Genomic DNA, 13,333 nt, shown 5'->3' with positions numbered 1-13,333 from the left:
AGGTGGGCAACTCAAAAAGCTCGTGCTTACGCTAAGCCGACATTCGTCCGTCCCGCAGCATCTGTCATTCTGGGCTCGTAGCAGTCGTCGGAGCAACCGCAGCATCATACTGGCAGGTCCAGATCGTGGGGATGAGGCCGGCCCATACCCGACCTTCGTTAGAAAAACATTCGCCGCGATGCAGCTTTCACTTAGCTGCCATTTGGGATCATCGCAGCATCTTATTCTGAGATTGATTGCTTTCTCAAATACGTGAGGAACAACTCAGTTTCCGGAATGAGCGCTTTGTCGGAATCCTGGGTTACCAGATACAGCCCTTGCTTCGACTTGAGGCTTAGGTTGGTCGCCAGGCACAACATACCTTGCCCAATAAAATGCCTGGCGAACCGTTCTGCTAGCAAGCAAATTTGCGGGCCTCGATTAGCCAATACCGCTGCGGTCACCGAACTGTCGGTGAAGATCTGGTTCTCTTGGCCATCAGGGAAGACTTCGAGCCCGTGCTCACGAAAGAACTCTCCCCATTGATCCTCGACGCCAACGATATGGATTAGGGGCAGCGTCGTCAGGTGATCAGCAGTGCACAATTTGGGGAACTTTGAGAGTGTTTGAGGGGAACATAGAGGAACAAGCGTGTCCCGAAACAGGAGTTCGGATTGGCAATCGGGCCATTGGCCGTACCCCAAACGCAGTTCAATGTCAGTCTCATCCTGCGCTAGATGATCTACCCAAACGGAAGACGTCATGCGAATTTCGATATCAGGGTGGTCTTGAGAAAACTTACTGACGATCTCTGGCAGCCAGATTGCAGAGTAAGAAAGTGGCGCGCGGATGGTCAGTTGTGCGTTTTTCCGAATACCAAAGATGCTGGTCGTCGCGCCCATGATTTCGGCAAAGGCGCTGCGGATTGAAGGTAAGTAGGCCTTGCCATTCTCGGTAAGCCTAAGACCCCGCGGCAAGCGCTCGAACAGCGCGTAGCCAAGGTGATGCTCCAATGCTCTTACGCGGTGACTGACTGCCGATTGCGAAAGGTTCAATTCTGCGGCGGCCGCCATGAAATTTAGGTGCCTGGCTGCCGCTTCGAATGCCTGCAACGCAGTCAAGGGTGGTAAGTTGGGTGATCTCTCCGACATCAAGCCTCCAATAATCAATGGCCTTAGGGCATAAAGAGTTCTTTTGACGAAAGTCGTGTGCTGTCCCATCGTCAAGTGAAAATTCTCACCTGGAAGGATATTATGATGCGCGTTGGATTTATCGGCCTTGGAAATGTAGGCGCGAAGTTGTCAGGCAGCCTGCTACGGAATGGGTTCGACGTCACTGTGCGCGATTCAGACAGGGCCGTGGCAGAACCTATACTGGCAAAGGGTGCAACCTGGGCAGACAGCGGTCGCGAACTGGCGGAGACATGCGACGTCATCATCACCTGTCTTCCGTCGCCTGTGATTTCTGCACTGGTACTTGAAGAAGAGAACGGCGTGCTGGAAGGCATAGCTGAAGGTAAGATTTGGCTGGAAATGTCCACGACTGAGGCCAAAGACGTGCAGCGCCTTGGTGCCTTGGTCGAAGCAAAAGGTGGCATCGCAATGGACAGCCCCGTTTCCGGGGGGTGCCACAGGGCGTCAACGGGCAACATCGCGATTTTCGCTGGCGGTCGTCGCGACGCCTTTGAAAAGGTTCTTCCGCTTTTGTCGACAATGGGCCGCCAGATCGTACATACCGGCAAACTCGGTTCGGCTTCTGTTCTGAAAGTCATCACCAATTACCTGGCAGGTGTGCAATTGGTCTCAACCGGAGAGGCATTCATGGTCGCCAAAAAGGCTGGCATTGATTTAGCCGTGGCCTACGAGGCGATACGAGTGAGTTCCGGCAATTCGTTTGTGCACGAAACCGAGGGTCAATTGATCCTGAACGGAAGCTACAACATCAACTTCACGATGGATCATGAGGTGAAGGACGTGACGCTCTTTGATGATCTGGCGAAGTCTCACGATGTGCCGGTCGAGTTGTCCCCTGTCTGCGTGGCAGCCATGGAAGATGGGTTAAAGCGCTATGGTCCTCGTGTGTGGTCAAGCCAGGTTGTAAAGCGCCTGGAAGATGATTGTGGGGAAGACCTGCGCGCTCCAGGATTTCCGGAATACCTGGTTGATCACGAACCAGAAGGCATAGGCGCCGAAGTGGTGGTTAAACAAAGGGAATCGTACGATTAGTCATTGTTGAACGGAATTACTTTATAAGATCGGCCCAAAGCGGACGTCCTAGGATGCCGACAAAGCTAACTTTCGGAAAGCAAGATTAACAGGTCTTTGAGCTGCCCGATCCGTGGTCTTCACGGTTGCATCGGAGGTCAAAACAGTGGAAGCAGGATCAGCAAGTGCACTGCCATTTTGCTTCAAATACCTGGCGCATGAGGTCGTGTACGGCTTTTCGATCCAACACACATTAGCCTCGTAGTTTGTGAGCGAATGCAATGATCCTTTACAAGACGATCGCCCTAAAGTTCGGTCACCATCTCGAAAACGAGAAGCCAGTGGACATGCGTGGCCCTGATGGGCAATTGGTGTTGTCCGAGGAAATCCGTCAGCATTGGCAAGGAGTTCTCGGCGATCTCTCCTCGGCAAGGATCTATTTGCTGGACCACAATGCAGCAAATTATCTCGATTCTTTGAGAATGGATGTCCAAGGAATGCCATGGGAGGATCGTCCTGAGTCCGACATTCAAGGCTATGTGCGCGATGTCGAACTCCCGCGTGACCTCATTTGGATCGAGTACGACGACCGCAGATTGTGGGAAGATCGTGTTGCGCGAGAAATAACGACCCTAGGTGAAGAAGAGCTGAGCAACCGGCACCAGCGAGGGTTCCTCTTTGATAACCGGTCTTCCGACAAACTGAGCGTACGTCTTTTCTCAGCAATGACAGACACCATTTTCTTTGATGCGCCCTTTGTATTGGAGATAACAAAAGCGCAAGATGGCCGTCCTGACTTTGACAACGCCAGTTGGCAACCACAGAAGACCGTAATTGCGGGACTTATGCGGCTAGGACTATTAGCCAGTGAAGCCTCGGTGAGAGAACATTTCGAAGAACATAAAGGCCATCTCACCTACGAGATGGTGATCGGGTTTATGCTCTTCGCAGCTCTTGCAACGCGTGAAGATGATCTGCTGTCGCAACAGGTTGCAAGCCTATCGACCTCTCAGGCCAAATCAGCACGGAAATTTGGCAAGGCTTGGATGACCGAAGTGCTAAAGTCTCACGTCACCATTCGAATTGGACCGGCAGCTGAGCGGCATTTAACTGAGCAAATGGCGAGGCTTCGGTTTGAGAAGGCACAGGCTGTAAGCCGGGCCACGCCGACAGAGCATTGGGTGGCCGAACATGAAAGACGGTATTCGAACGGGAAAGTGGTGCGGGTTCGCGCGCACAAGCGGGGCCAACCTGCATATAGGGATTTGCCAACGCGCGTCGTGGGGCCGAAAATGCAGGATTGAATTTTGACAACCGTGCCTGAGAGGACAGTCAACTTGTGCCATCTCGTCTGGGCGCGGCCCATTCCCGTCCTTGGTCGATGGCAGCCGCCGCTGCGGTGCGGCCCGTAATCCGGACTTTCATGCACAGCGAATATTTTTTTGATTTGCTTTTCGCCGCAATGCGGACGAAGCCGACCACTACTGCGCCGGGTACCTTCATTCCCCTGCGACACCGCGAAAGCCAATGGGTATTGATAATTTGTTAACGGATGCTCCATACTGCTTTTACTGGGAGAGAAAAAAGAAGAAGAACAATGGCACGTAGACCGGGCAGAACGTGGCCATGAATTGGCTAGCGCAACCTAAAGACATTTTTGGGATAGAAGCTATTTCGCCCATGCGCGAGCTTGGAGCTTATGAATATCTTTGGACTACTCAAGGCATGACCTGGAAGCGCATGGCTGATAAGTTTCGGGCGGACAAAACCGCCCTACCTTCGGATTTTGTGAAGCCTGAGTTGGCGAACGCGATGGCTCGTCGAGTGTTGCAGTATCTCAAAGAGCGTGGCGTCCATCGGTTCGGTATCCGGGTTCACCATGCTGGGGACTACCCGGGCAAGCTGCGAGACGCCCGCAACCCTGTTGAGATGCTTTATTATCAAGGGACGTGGGAACTGTCAGAGATGCCCGGTCTGTGCATTGTCGGCAGTCGGAAGGCATCAGAAGATGGTCGCGCGCGAGCAGCACGATTGGCTCGCGAAATGGTGAAACGCAACTATGCGGTTGTGTCTGGCCTTGCAGAAGGTATCGACAGCGCGGCTCACAACGCAGCCTTGGAAGCAGGCGGCGTCACCATCGCAGTGATTGGCACACCTTTGGGCGAGTATTACCCTAAGAACAACAAAGCTCTGCAAGACTGCATTGCCAGAGAACATCTGCTTATCTCTCAGGTGCCAGTTATCCGGTACTCAGAGGAGCATTTCCGCAACAAACGCACTTATTTCCCAGAGCGCAACGCCACCATGTCGGCGCTGACAGAGGGCACCATCATTGTGGAAGCGGGCGAGACTTCGGGCACTTTGACCCAAGCCAGAGCTGCCATGCAGCAAGGGCGTAAGCTGTTCATCTTGGACAGCTGCTTTCAGAGAACGGACATAACGTGGCCAGCTCGCTTTGAAGCGCAGGGCGCGGTGCGTGTTCGAACACCTGACGATATTTGGAACGCGCTTGACCACTAACGCAAGATTTACTGTTCTTGATGATCTGAGCCGGGTCGATCATGCTTTGTTGGTTCCAGCAGATCAAATTGGCTACCTATTTGAATGGACAAAGGGCCAAGATTTCCGGGCCAACAAGGTTAGTCAACTTATCGAAAACATTAAAAAGAAACCTTCTTCATCGTCTGCAAATGAGTTGCGCTACAAAGAACGTGACATTGCTCACTGCTCGCAATGGCTTCACGACGCCACAAGCAACGACTGGATTGAACAAGGAACATTTGTTCCCGTGCCACCCTCAAAAATCCCTACCAACCCTGACTACTGTGACCGTATGGAGCGGATATGCAGAGGCATGAACAATGTCGTTGACGTGCGCAACCTCGTTCAACAATCGGTGTCTGTTGTGCCAACCCACGAGCGCCCAGAAGGTCAACGCTACTCACCCGCTGAACTGTTGGAGATTTGGTCGATAGATGAGAGTTTGAGCAACCCTTTACCCACGCGCATTGCTATTGTTGATGACATGCTCACTGCGGGTGCGCATTACCGCGCAATGCACACTTTGCTGTCGGGAAGGTTTCCGAATGCACAAATAATAGGTTTGTTCATTGCCCGCCGAATTTTTGCCGTTGCAGGGGATACCGACTAAAACACTTCCCGCCTATCAATCCAAGCGACCAGCGCTGAGCGAAGCGAGCGCTTACTGTCGCCAAAAGCGAACTTGGGCATGTGCCGGTGTACCTCGGGTCGTATCGGCATCGAGCTTAGTGGGTTCCAGGGCATTCTGTTGGCCGAAGCCATTGTCGATCTGAGGAGCGTTATGCCCGAGTTGCGCGGCGAATGGCAGATCATCCGCATGCGCCATACCCTCCTTGACACGTTGACCAACAGTTTCGGGCTGAATGCAATAGTGATTATGAGATTTAGCGTCGCGTATTGCTGGCCTCATACTGATCTCCTTGAGTAGCTATTATTGGTTCCCGATCTACAGAATGAGGTGGAGCTATTGCCTGCCAGGGTCATTGTACGCTTAAGTAGATCAACGAAAGATTGCATGAGGCGCGATATGGCCGAGACAGAAATTGAATGGACTGACGCGACCTGGAATCCTGTCGCTGGCTGCAACATCATGTCCTCAGGTTGTACGAACTGTTATGCGATGCAGATGGCTTACCGCCTTGAGGCAATGGGAGTTGAAAAGTATTCCGGGTTGACGCGCAAATCGGGAAAGCGTCGAATTTGGAACGGTGTCATTCGCGAAGACCGTGCGTCATTGGAAATCCCTGTCAGATGGAAAAAACCCCGAAAGATATTCGTGAATTCCATGAGCGATCTGTTTCATCCGAGTGTCTCGACTAGGTTCATCGAAGATGTCTGGAACGTAATGGCACGAACACCGCACCATCACTATCAGATCCTGACGAAACGGCCCGACAGAATGGCAGAAATTGTTCCGGCTTTTCAGGCTGAACCACTGCGGAATGTCTGGTTGGGCACGAGCGTGGAAAGCGAAGAAGTTGGTGGACGAATTGACGAACTGCGCAAAGTACCGGCAGCTATTCGGTTCATATCCTTCGAACCTCTTATCGCCAGCGTTGGCGAAGTTGACCTTTCTGGCATTCACTGGGCGATTGTTGGCGGTGAAAGCGGCTCGCGCGCGCGACCAATCAAAGAAGCCTGGATTGATGAAATCCATGATGCTTGCCGTGCCAGCGAGACGGCTTTCTTTTTCAAGCAATGGGGCACTTGGGGAAAAGACAACAAGCGCCGCTCTAAGAAGTTGAACGGGCGGCAATATCGGGGACGCACCTGGGATGAAATGCCAGTTCAGGCCAACCTCTGAGCGAACATAATTTCATTGGAACTTGGGGAATTACGCTTTGGCAAAAAAAGAATATGATTGGCGCACGGGCGTTGCCCTTGAAGATCACACGCGAAAAAAGCTCGACATTCTGCGCTCGTATTTTCGCAACTATCTGCGGGTAAAGTGCACTCCCCTGAACCGTCGTTTCAGAATTGCTATCGTCGATGGCATGGCCGGAGGCGGCATTTATGAAGGCGGTGCTCCCGGTTCTCCGCTTGTGTTCCTGCAAGAGTTGGCCAGTTTTCTTGATGAGACAACGACCTGGCGAAAAGATCAGGGTCTGCCCGAGCTAGAAATAGAGTGCCTGATTATTGTCAACGACAATTCCAAAGACGCCTGGCAAACCCTGAATCCACTGTTGTCCGCTTGGCAGGAAGAGCACGCAGGCAACGACAAACTGCAGGTCACAATTGTTCGGCTGGAAAGGAAATTTGAAGATGTCTATGGGGACATCAAGAAACGCATCCTCGAGAGCAAACATTCGAATGTTCTGTTCAACCTTGACCCCTGCGGATACACGCAGGTTGGACTGCAGACGATACAGGACATCATCGTTTCCTTCAAAAATCCGGAAGTGTTTTTTACCTTCATGATCGGTGCGCTGCTCAACTACTCCTCCTGGAACAACCCGCAGAAAACGCATAAGCTCGTCCAAGGTTTCGGGATCAAACAGGACGAGTTCTTTGGTGATGAGGCCCTCCGCACGAAAGGCGAATGGCTCGGTACAGTTGAGCGCGTATTGCATGGAGAGGTTCTCAATATCGCAAATTACGTAAGCCCGTTTGCGATCAATCGCGCCAACAACGCGGGCTACAACTACTGGCTTATGCATTTCTCGAAGAGCCACCGCGCAAGAGAAGTCTACAACGACGTTCTGCACCTCAATGCGGGTGGGCAGGCGCATTTCGGTAAATCGGGTCTGAAGATGCTTGATTACCGAAGCGACGATAGTGGCGTCGGCACACTCGATTGGGGAAGCGATATGCGCCCCAAGAACGTGGAAGCGCTCCATAGCGACCTGCCGGAGTTTATCGCTGAATTCGGTGATACAATCACAGTCGGAATGCTAAAGGCTTCGATCTACAACGACACAACGATCCATTCAGAAGACCTCAAGAAAGTTCTGATCGAAAATCAGGACATCGAAGTGTTCACGCAGGCCGGTCACTTGCGCCGTTCGTCCATCAAGGATGAAGATGTCGTCAGGGTAACGGTTCAGAAAAACCTGTTTCCCGCGTTTCCTAAGAAACTGAACCATGGGAAATCAAATTGAGCGGTGCAGGAGAACACGATGATAATTGAATTCGTCTCGTTATCTCAGTGATCTAACTTAAATCCACAGCTCTCTGATTAACAGAAAATCCAACGGTCAGTGATTCTTACATGTCAATAAAACAAGCGGCGCAAAATCAGCATTACGTCCCCAAATTTATTCTTCGGAAATTCCTCGCTAATCTCGGAAGAGAGCAAGTTAATGTTTTTCAGAAATCTACGAGGCGGAGCTTTTCAACCAATATTTCGAATGTCATGGCAGAGCGGCGGTTCAATGAATTCCGTATCGACAGCAGTTTTTACGCAAGTTTTGAAGAATCTGTCTGCAAGGTCGAAGACATCGTCCTGCCCGCCTATGAAGCTTTGATTGACCGTCGGCGTTTAACTGGAACGCCTGAGGAAAACGCAATGCTAGCAATGTTCGTCGCTTTCCAGATGCTCAGAACCCGTTCTTACCGAGACAGTATCGCTGGGCTTTTTGACCAGTTCCGGGAACACTTTGAAAGACACGATCTTCCTATTGGTGCATTAGAAGAGTTCGCGAAACCAGACAATGAACAGATCAAACAATTCCATTTGGAATCGATGGCCGAAAGCTTCGAAGAGTTTTCACACATTATCGGAACCAAGAATTTCTTATTGTTGCAAGCACCGCCTAGTAGAAGCTTCTATCTGGCTGACAACCCGGTTGCATGGCACAATGATGAACCAGATAACGGCATCTTCAGCAACATGGGTTTAGCATTAAAAGGCATACAGCTTTACGTGCCCCTGAGTAGCGAATTCATGCTCGCCGTCTGGTGCCCCAGTATTCTTGACAAATTTCGAACACAGGCCTCCGAAAAGAGAGCTTTCGCCCGGCGCTCAAGAAGTGCGGTAACCCTGTCGCCTAATTCACTGCCAAGATCAAAGAAAATCGCCTTCGATGGCGAAATGGAGAAGCTAGATAACACGATCGAAAGAGTCGATAAGTTGACAAAAGCTGCCGACGCAGGCCGACCAATTCAGGCGACAACCGAAAACATGGATTTCTACAACGTCAAGCAGATGCAATTCGCTCGTGATTTTGTTATCTGCCAAAGGGCAGACTTCAAACTCGCAAAGGAGTTTGTGAAGAGACAGGGCAACAAGCAAGGTGGGATGAAGTTTTCGTTCGGATAAACTGGTGATTAAATATTTCGCACATCTTGTCTCTACCTGAGCAAAGACGTGCTGCGGCAACTTTTGTTGTAATTTACTAAAAACCAAGGCGACCTACAGTTTGAAGAGCGAGTTTTGGTTGCCGCTTGACGCCAGACTTCGCGAAAATTCCAATGACCGCATTTGCGTTGATGGCATAATGTCGCCGCTATGCAGCGAATGCCCGGTTTCCGCCCTATGGCTCTTTGATGGCAACCCAGGTTCAGCGTCAGTGACACCGTAAATGGAAGGTTTTCGAAGAACCGACCCTCTATTGCTATCAAGCGTTCGATCAGATCTCCGTGCCCGGTAGGTTCAACCAATAACGTGTGTACCGACGCTCCCCAGTGCGGGACAGGGCTCCCATGTCAACTAGCTCCTGCAGGTCCCGAGTTGCGGTGGCCCGCGACGTGTTGGTGATCGATAGGTAGTTTTCAGCGCTGAGGCCACCTTTGAACCCATCGGGTCCCTCCCTGAACATCCGCTCGATCGCCTTGGCCTGCCGGTCATTGAAGTGCGCGCGATGAAGGTCATAGAAATGCGCCTTCGCGATGAAGAACCCCACGCGCTCCAGGGTCACCCGCTGGGCTGTCAGGACAGTCTCGGCGAACCACTCCAGCCAGGGCGTGACATCAAGTGTCTTCTGGTGGTGTTCCAATTGGTCATAATACGCCTTGCGGTCGCGCTCGATCGTGAAGGCAAGCGCGATGAGGCTGGGCTGGCCGATATTCTGGGCGAGGGATTTTTCGGCCAGGGCGCGCCCTAACCGACCGTTCCCGTCCTCGAAGGGGTGGATGCTTTCGAAGTAAAGATGGCTAAGACCGGCACGGGTCAGCGCTGGCAGCGCGTTTGCAGCATCAGGAGCCGTTCCGTTGAACCACTCGACATAACGCTCCATCTCATCCGGGACGTGATCCGACGGCGGTGCCTCAAAATGCACTGTCGGGCGGTCGTGGCGACCGGAAACGATCTGCATTGCATCCTCATGCCGCCTGTAGGCACCAATCGTCTCCAGACGCTGGTCGTGAGACAGCAGCATCTCGTGCCATCGGAACAAGGTCTCATGAGTCAGCGGCTTGGCATAGGTGGAATAGACATCGACCATCATCTCCGCGACCCCCTGCTCCCGTGGTTTTGCCGGATAGTTGTCGGGCTCCAGGCCAAGATGGCGACGCAGCGAGGACTGCACACTCAACCGGTCCAGCATCTCGCCTTCGATGGCACTGGTTTTCATGGCCTCGTCGCTCAGCAAGTCGATACGAAGTTGATCGCGTTCGGATGGGCTGACATGGTGAACTGCGCCAAGGATCTCCCCAGAAGAGAGCAAGAAACTTTCCTCGAACGACGCGATCGTCGACGCATCATACCGGAAATCCGGCCAATCTTTTATCTGCCAATTCCACGGCATGAGCGATAGAAACCCTCTCTATAACTCACATATAAGGCAATTTTGAGCTATAGAAGTCAATCCTATACCTCAAGTATCTGGTTCAGTTGACCACGAAATCTCCACCAATTGTCCGATAGGTACGCCACTATTTGCCCGGCAGGCGGCCCATCATCAGCCCACGACGTCGGGTTGGTTTATCCCTACCCTTCCGCCATCCCCGCGTCTTCGAGTTGCTCTTGGTCCGGAAGGTCAAGGCGACTTTCCGCCCCTATTTCACAAAAGCGACTTATACTCGTCCATGAGTGTTGCGACCTGCAGAAGGCCTTGTGCTTCCGATTTATGGATGAGAGCAGGGACATCGAGTGCCGGATTTTCGAACCTCTCACGCATGCGCCGCAGCGCCAATATGGCCTCCGATGGGTCAAGTTCGATCGTATCGGCAATGAAATCGTCTGCTGAGATCGCGTCGATGGCGTGTGGAGCCAAAGCTTCCTCTGGAAAGTCCGCGAGGTTGTCGGTCACGATCACCGAGGCCGATGTTGAAATCGCAGCCGCCAGGACGTGATTGTCGTTCGGATCCGGCAGGTCGAGCTTACCTTCGAACACCTCGTAGCCCGAAACAAGAGACTCAGGGAAAGCCGCTTCGATTGCCGCACGCTGCCGGGATCCATCTGTGGCCCCTTTCGTGATCTCTGAGATCGCCTTCTGGGTTTCTTCGAGAATACGTGCGCTCCACCGAGGCCGGAACAAGCCGGCCTCGGCGAGACTCAAGAGCATGTTGCGTCGCAGTGCTCCGCCCAGGACACAGGCATCCAGAAGGGCCGTGAACCGGTCCGCGTATCGGCTCATATAAGATCGTCCTCAGCGTCCGCTCTCGCCAAATCACCGAGAGCATCAGACCGTTGCGCATCTCGCCTTTCCTTGTAAGCGAACAGGTCGTCGGCACGAACTCGCCTGTGGCGGCCCGTCTTCGTGAAGGGAACGTCCCCGTTCTCCAGGAGATTGACAAGGAACGGTCGCGAGACATTCAGCAGATCCGCGGCTTGTTGCGTCGTCAATTCTGCTTCGACCGGGATCATACGGAATCCTCGCCCGCTCGATACCAGCCGCAACACTTCCAGGAGCGATGCGGTCAGTGCAGGGGCAAGGGTCACGGTTTGCATCTCCCCGCTTTCGAGCGCGAGTGACAGCGTCGTTGGTTCGCCTTCCTTGATCTGGGAGGCAACAATCGTTCTGAGTTGTTCCGCGTTCTTGATCTCAACCTCATCTGGCAAACGATCAAAAAACGCCTCGTTTTTCAGGGCGGACATGATTTCTCTCCAGTGTTTTCTTAGCTTGTTTTCAACATAGGGATTATTCGAAATAATCGCAATAGTCGAAATATTCGAAATTTCTTTGCATTGTATGAATGCCACCGTTCGTGCTGCCTCGGTATTTGCAAACTACGAATTTGACATTCCTGAATCTTCAAGCTGCTCCCTGTCCGGCAGGTCCTGCAGAGACTGCAAATCGAACGCGACCAGGAACTGATCGGTTGTTACGAAGGTATAAGGCGCACCGCGACGGGGGGCACGGGGGCCGGTGGTGATGAGGTCGCGGGCGTGCAGGCGTCCGATCAGGTCGCGGCTGATCTCCTTGCCGAAGATGTCCTTCAGCCCCTCACGGGTGATCGGCTGGTGATAGGCGATGGCCGCGAGAACGGCGACATCAAACTCGCGCAGGTCGAGATCCTGTTCCCCCAGATCGGCTGCGGCGCGAATGGCCGGCGCGTATGCATGCCGCGTCCGCAACATCCAGCCTTCTGTCACGCGGGCGATCTCGTAGGGTCGCTCAGACAGCCCGACAGCCAGATCCTCGATCAGCAACTCCACCGAGGCCCCCTGCCCCACTACTCTGGCCAAGTCGGCGCTTGGTACCGGAGTGGCGCTGGCAAAGAGCACCGCCTCAATTCGGCGCATCCATTCACGCCAGCGCAGCTCCGGCGGCAGGTCCTCCAGTTCCCGGTCGAACTCGATATCCGGATGATCCTTGGCCATGACTAAAGTCCATACAGCCGGAACGTGTCGCGCCCGGTCAGCTCGCGTATCGCGCCGAGCTCCACCAGCCGATCGCAGAACCGGCGCGCGGCCCGGTCAGAAGTCAGCGACGTGAGCGCACCTGGGGCGACCGCATCACGGCTCAGAAACATGTCCAGCGCCGCCCCTGCCCCCTTGGCGCGCAGCTTCGGCGCAACGGCATGCAACCGGGCCGCCCTGCGGGTCAGGTCTGCCGCCAGCCGTGTGGCCTCCGCCGCCGACGCGATCACCGCCCGATGGCAGGCCAGGCGCAGCTCATCGCCTGTTTTGCGCAGATCGCGGCGTTTCAGCCCGGCCGAGAGTAGTGGCACCACCTGAGTCCAGCCCAGGGCCTGCGCCAGAACGGCGTCAGCGAGGATCAGGGCCGCGGCCTCCTCGCGCGGCTTTTCCGCCAGAACAGTCTCTAACACAGTCGCAGTCCGTGCCACCGGACCGCCCTGCCCCGCCCCGCGCGGGTCGAACCCGTCGAGCCATTCCGCGATCTGCTCCGGCGCCTGGCTCGGCAGCGCCCCGTTCAGTGCTCTGTGCAACGCTTTGACCGAGACCGGCCGTTCGACGGCCCGCCGCCAGGACAGGGTGACCTCGCCGACCGGCCCCGGCGCGTCTCCGGGCTGCAGGAACGCCACCCCATCACGCAACTCCCTTGTCCGCTCCGGCCGTCCCGAGCGCGTCACGCAGGCCTCTGCCGCCCTGAGTGCCAAGCGCTGTCGCAACAAGGCTTGGGGGACGTTTGGGTGCTCCACCACAAGATGCAGGTGGGCAAGGGCCGCGCCTGACAAAAACGCCACATCTTCAGGGGTTTCCGCACGGCCCGAGGTGACCCAATCCGGCAAGTGCGGTAGGGTGATTTGACCGTTCGAGATGGCTG

At 54.0% G+C, this 13,333-nt stretch carries 14 protein-coding genes; 7 read left to right on the top strand and 7 right to left on the bottom strand.

Annotation, left to right across the window (positions count from 1 at the left end; translation table 11 throughout):
• Positions 1-221: 221 nt before the first annotated feature.
• On the bottom strand, positions 222-1,130 hold the full coding sequence (locus Q1B27_RS24305; protein WP_299852719.1) for a LysR substrate-binding domain-containing protein: 909 nt from the start codon (positions 1,128-1,130) through the stop codon (positions 222-224).
• Positions 1,131-1,235: 105 nt separating this feature from the next.
• Between Q1B27_RS24305 and Q1B27_RS24300 the strand changes: the two genes are divergently transcribed.
• The 4 genes from Q1B27_RS24300 (at position 1,236) to Q1B27_RS24285 (ending at position 5,334) form a co-directional block, all read left to right on the top strand.
• On the top strand, positions 1,236-2,204 hold the full coding sequence (locus Q1B27_RS24300) for an NAD(P)-dependent oxidoreductase (RefSeq protein WP_299852724.1): 969 nt from the start codon (positions 1,236-1,238) through the stop codon (positions 2,202-2,204).
• Positions 2,205-2,464: 260 nt separating this feature from the next.
• A complete protein-coding gene (locus tag Q1B27_RS24295) occupies positions 2,465-3,487 on the top strand; it encodes a hypothetical protein (protein ID WP_299852716.1) in 1,023 nt (340 codons plus the stop codon).
• A gap of 322 nt (positions 3,488-3,809) precedes the next feature.
• A complete protein-coding gene (locus tag Q1B27_RS24290) occupies positions 3,810-4,703 on the top strand; it encodes a DNA-processing protein DprA (protein ID WP_299852713.1) in 894 nt (297 codons plus the stop codon).
• A complete protein-coding gene (locus tag Q1B27_RS24285; protein ID WP_299852710.1) occupies positions 4,693-5,334 on the top strand; it encodes a hypothetical protein in 642 nt (213 codons plus the stop codon). The genes Q1B27_RS24290 and Q1B27_RS24285 overlap by 11 nt, the downstream gene beginning before the upstream one ends.
• Positions 5,335-5,385: 51 nt before the next feature.
• On the opposite strand, the gene Q1B27_RS24280 is transcribed toward Q1B27_RS24285, so the two are convergent.
• Positions 5,386-5,634 (bottom strand): hypothetical protein, encoded by a 249-nt coding sequence (locus tag Q1B27_RS24280; RefSeq protein WP_299852707.1) that lies wholly within the window; start codon positions 5,632-5,634, stop codon positions 5,386-5,388.
• Between the two features lie 117 nt (positions 5,635-5,751).
• Here Q1B27_RS24280 and Q1B27_RS24275 point away from each other — a divergent pair, with 117 nt between their 5' ends.
• From Q1B27_RS24275 to Q1B27_RS24265, 3 genes are all read left to right on the top strand, one after another.
• Complete coding sequence (locus Q1B27_RS24275) at positions 5,752-6,528, top strand: DUF5131 family protein (RefSeq protein WP_299852705.1); 777 nt, start codon at positions 5,752-5,754, stop codon at positions 6,526-6,528.
• Positions 6,529-6,565: 37 nt separating this feature from the next.
• On the top strand, positions 6,566-7,822 hold the full coding sequence (tcmP, locus tag Q1B27_RS24270) for a three-Cys-motif partner protein TcmP (RefSeq protein ID WP_299852702.1): 1,257 nt from the start codon (positions 6,566-6,568) through the stop codon (positions 7,820-7,822).
• 110 nt (positions 7,823-7,932) lie between these two features.
• Entirely contained in the window at positions 7,933-8,982 is a 1,050-nt protein-coding gene (locus Q1B27_RS24265; RefSeq protein ID WP_299852699.1) for a DUF4238 domain-containing protein, read from the top strand.
• Positions 8,983-9,292: 310 nt separating this feature from the next.
• On the opposite strand, the gene Q1B27_RS24260 is transcribed toward Q1B27_RS24265, so the two are convergent.
• The 5 genes from Q1B27_RS24260 to Q1B27_RS24240 all read right to left on the bottom strand — a co-directional run bounded on the left by Q1B27_RS24260 (position 9,293) and on the right by Q1B27_RS24240 (position 13,328).
• On the bottom strand, positions 9,293-10,408 hold the full coding sequence (locus Q1B27_RS24260) for a Fic family protein (RefSeq protein WP_299852696.1): 1,116 nt from the start codon (positions 10,406-10,408) through the stop codon (positions 9,293-9,295).
• A gap of 255 nt (positions 10,409-10,663) precedes the next feature.
• The gene (locus Q1B27_RS24255) at positions 10,664-11,239 is read right to left on the bottom strand and encodes a PIN domain-containing protein (protein ID WP_299852693.1); all 576 of its coding nucleotides are present in this window, start codon (positions 11,237-11,239) and stop codon (positions 10,664-10,666) included.
• Positions 11,236-11,700, bottom strand: coding sequence for a helix-turn-helix domain-containing protein (locus Q1B27_RS24250; RefSeq protein ID WP_299852690.1), 465 nt, complete (start codon positions 11,698-11,700; stop codon positions 11,236-11,238). Before Q1B27_RS24250 ends, Q1B27_RS24255 begins: the two co-directional genes overlap by 4 nt.
• A 132-nt stretch (positions 11,701-11,832) precedes the next feature.
• Positions 11,833-12,426, bottom strand: coding sequence for an SMC-Scp complex subunit ScpB (locus Q1B27_RS24245; RefSeq protein ID WP_299852687.1), 594 nt, complete (start codon positions 12,424-12,426; stop codon positions 11,833-11,835).
• A gap of 2 nt (positions 12,427-12,428) precedes the next feature.
• Positions 12,429-13,328 carry a DUF1403 family protein gene (locus tag Q1B27_RS24240; protein ID WP_299852722.1) on the bottom strand — a complete coding sequence of 300 codons (900 nt, stop codon included), beginning with the start codon at positions 13,326-13,328 and terminating at the stop codon, positions 12,429-12,431.
• Positions 13,329-13,333 lie beyond the last annotated feature (5 nt).

This window comes from uncultured Roseovarius sp. (assembly GCF_947489715.1).
Classification (GTDB): Bacteria; Pseudomonadota; Alphaproteobacteria; order Rhodobacterales; family Rhodobacteraceae; genus Roseovarius.
This window is presented reverse-complemented; position numbering and strand designations above follow the sequence as displayed.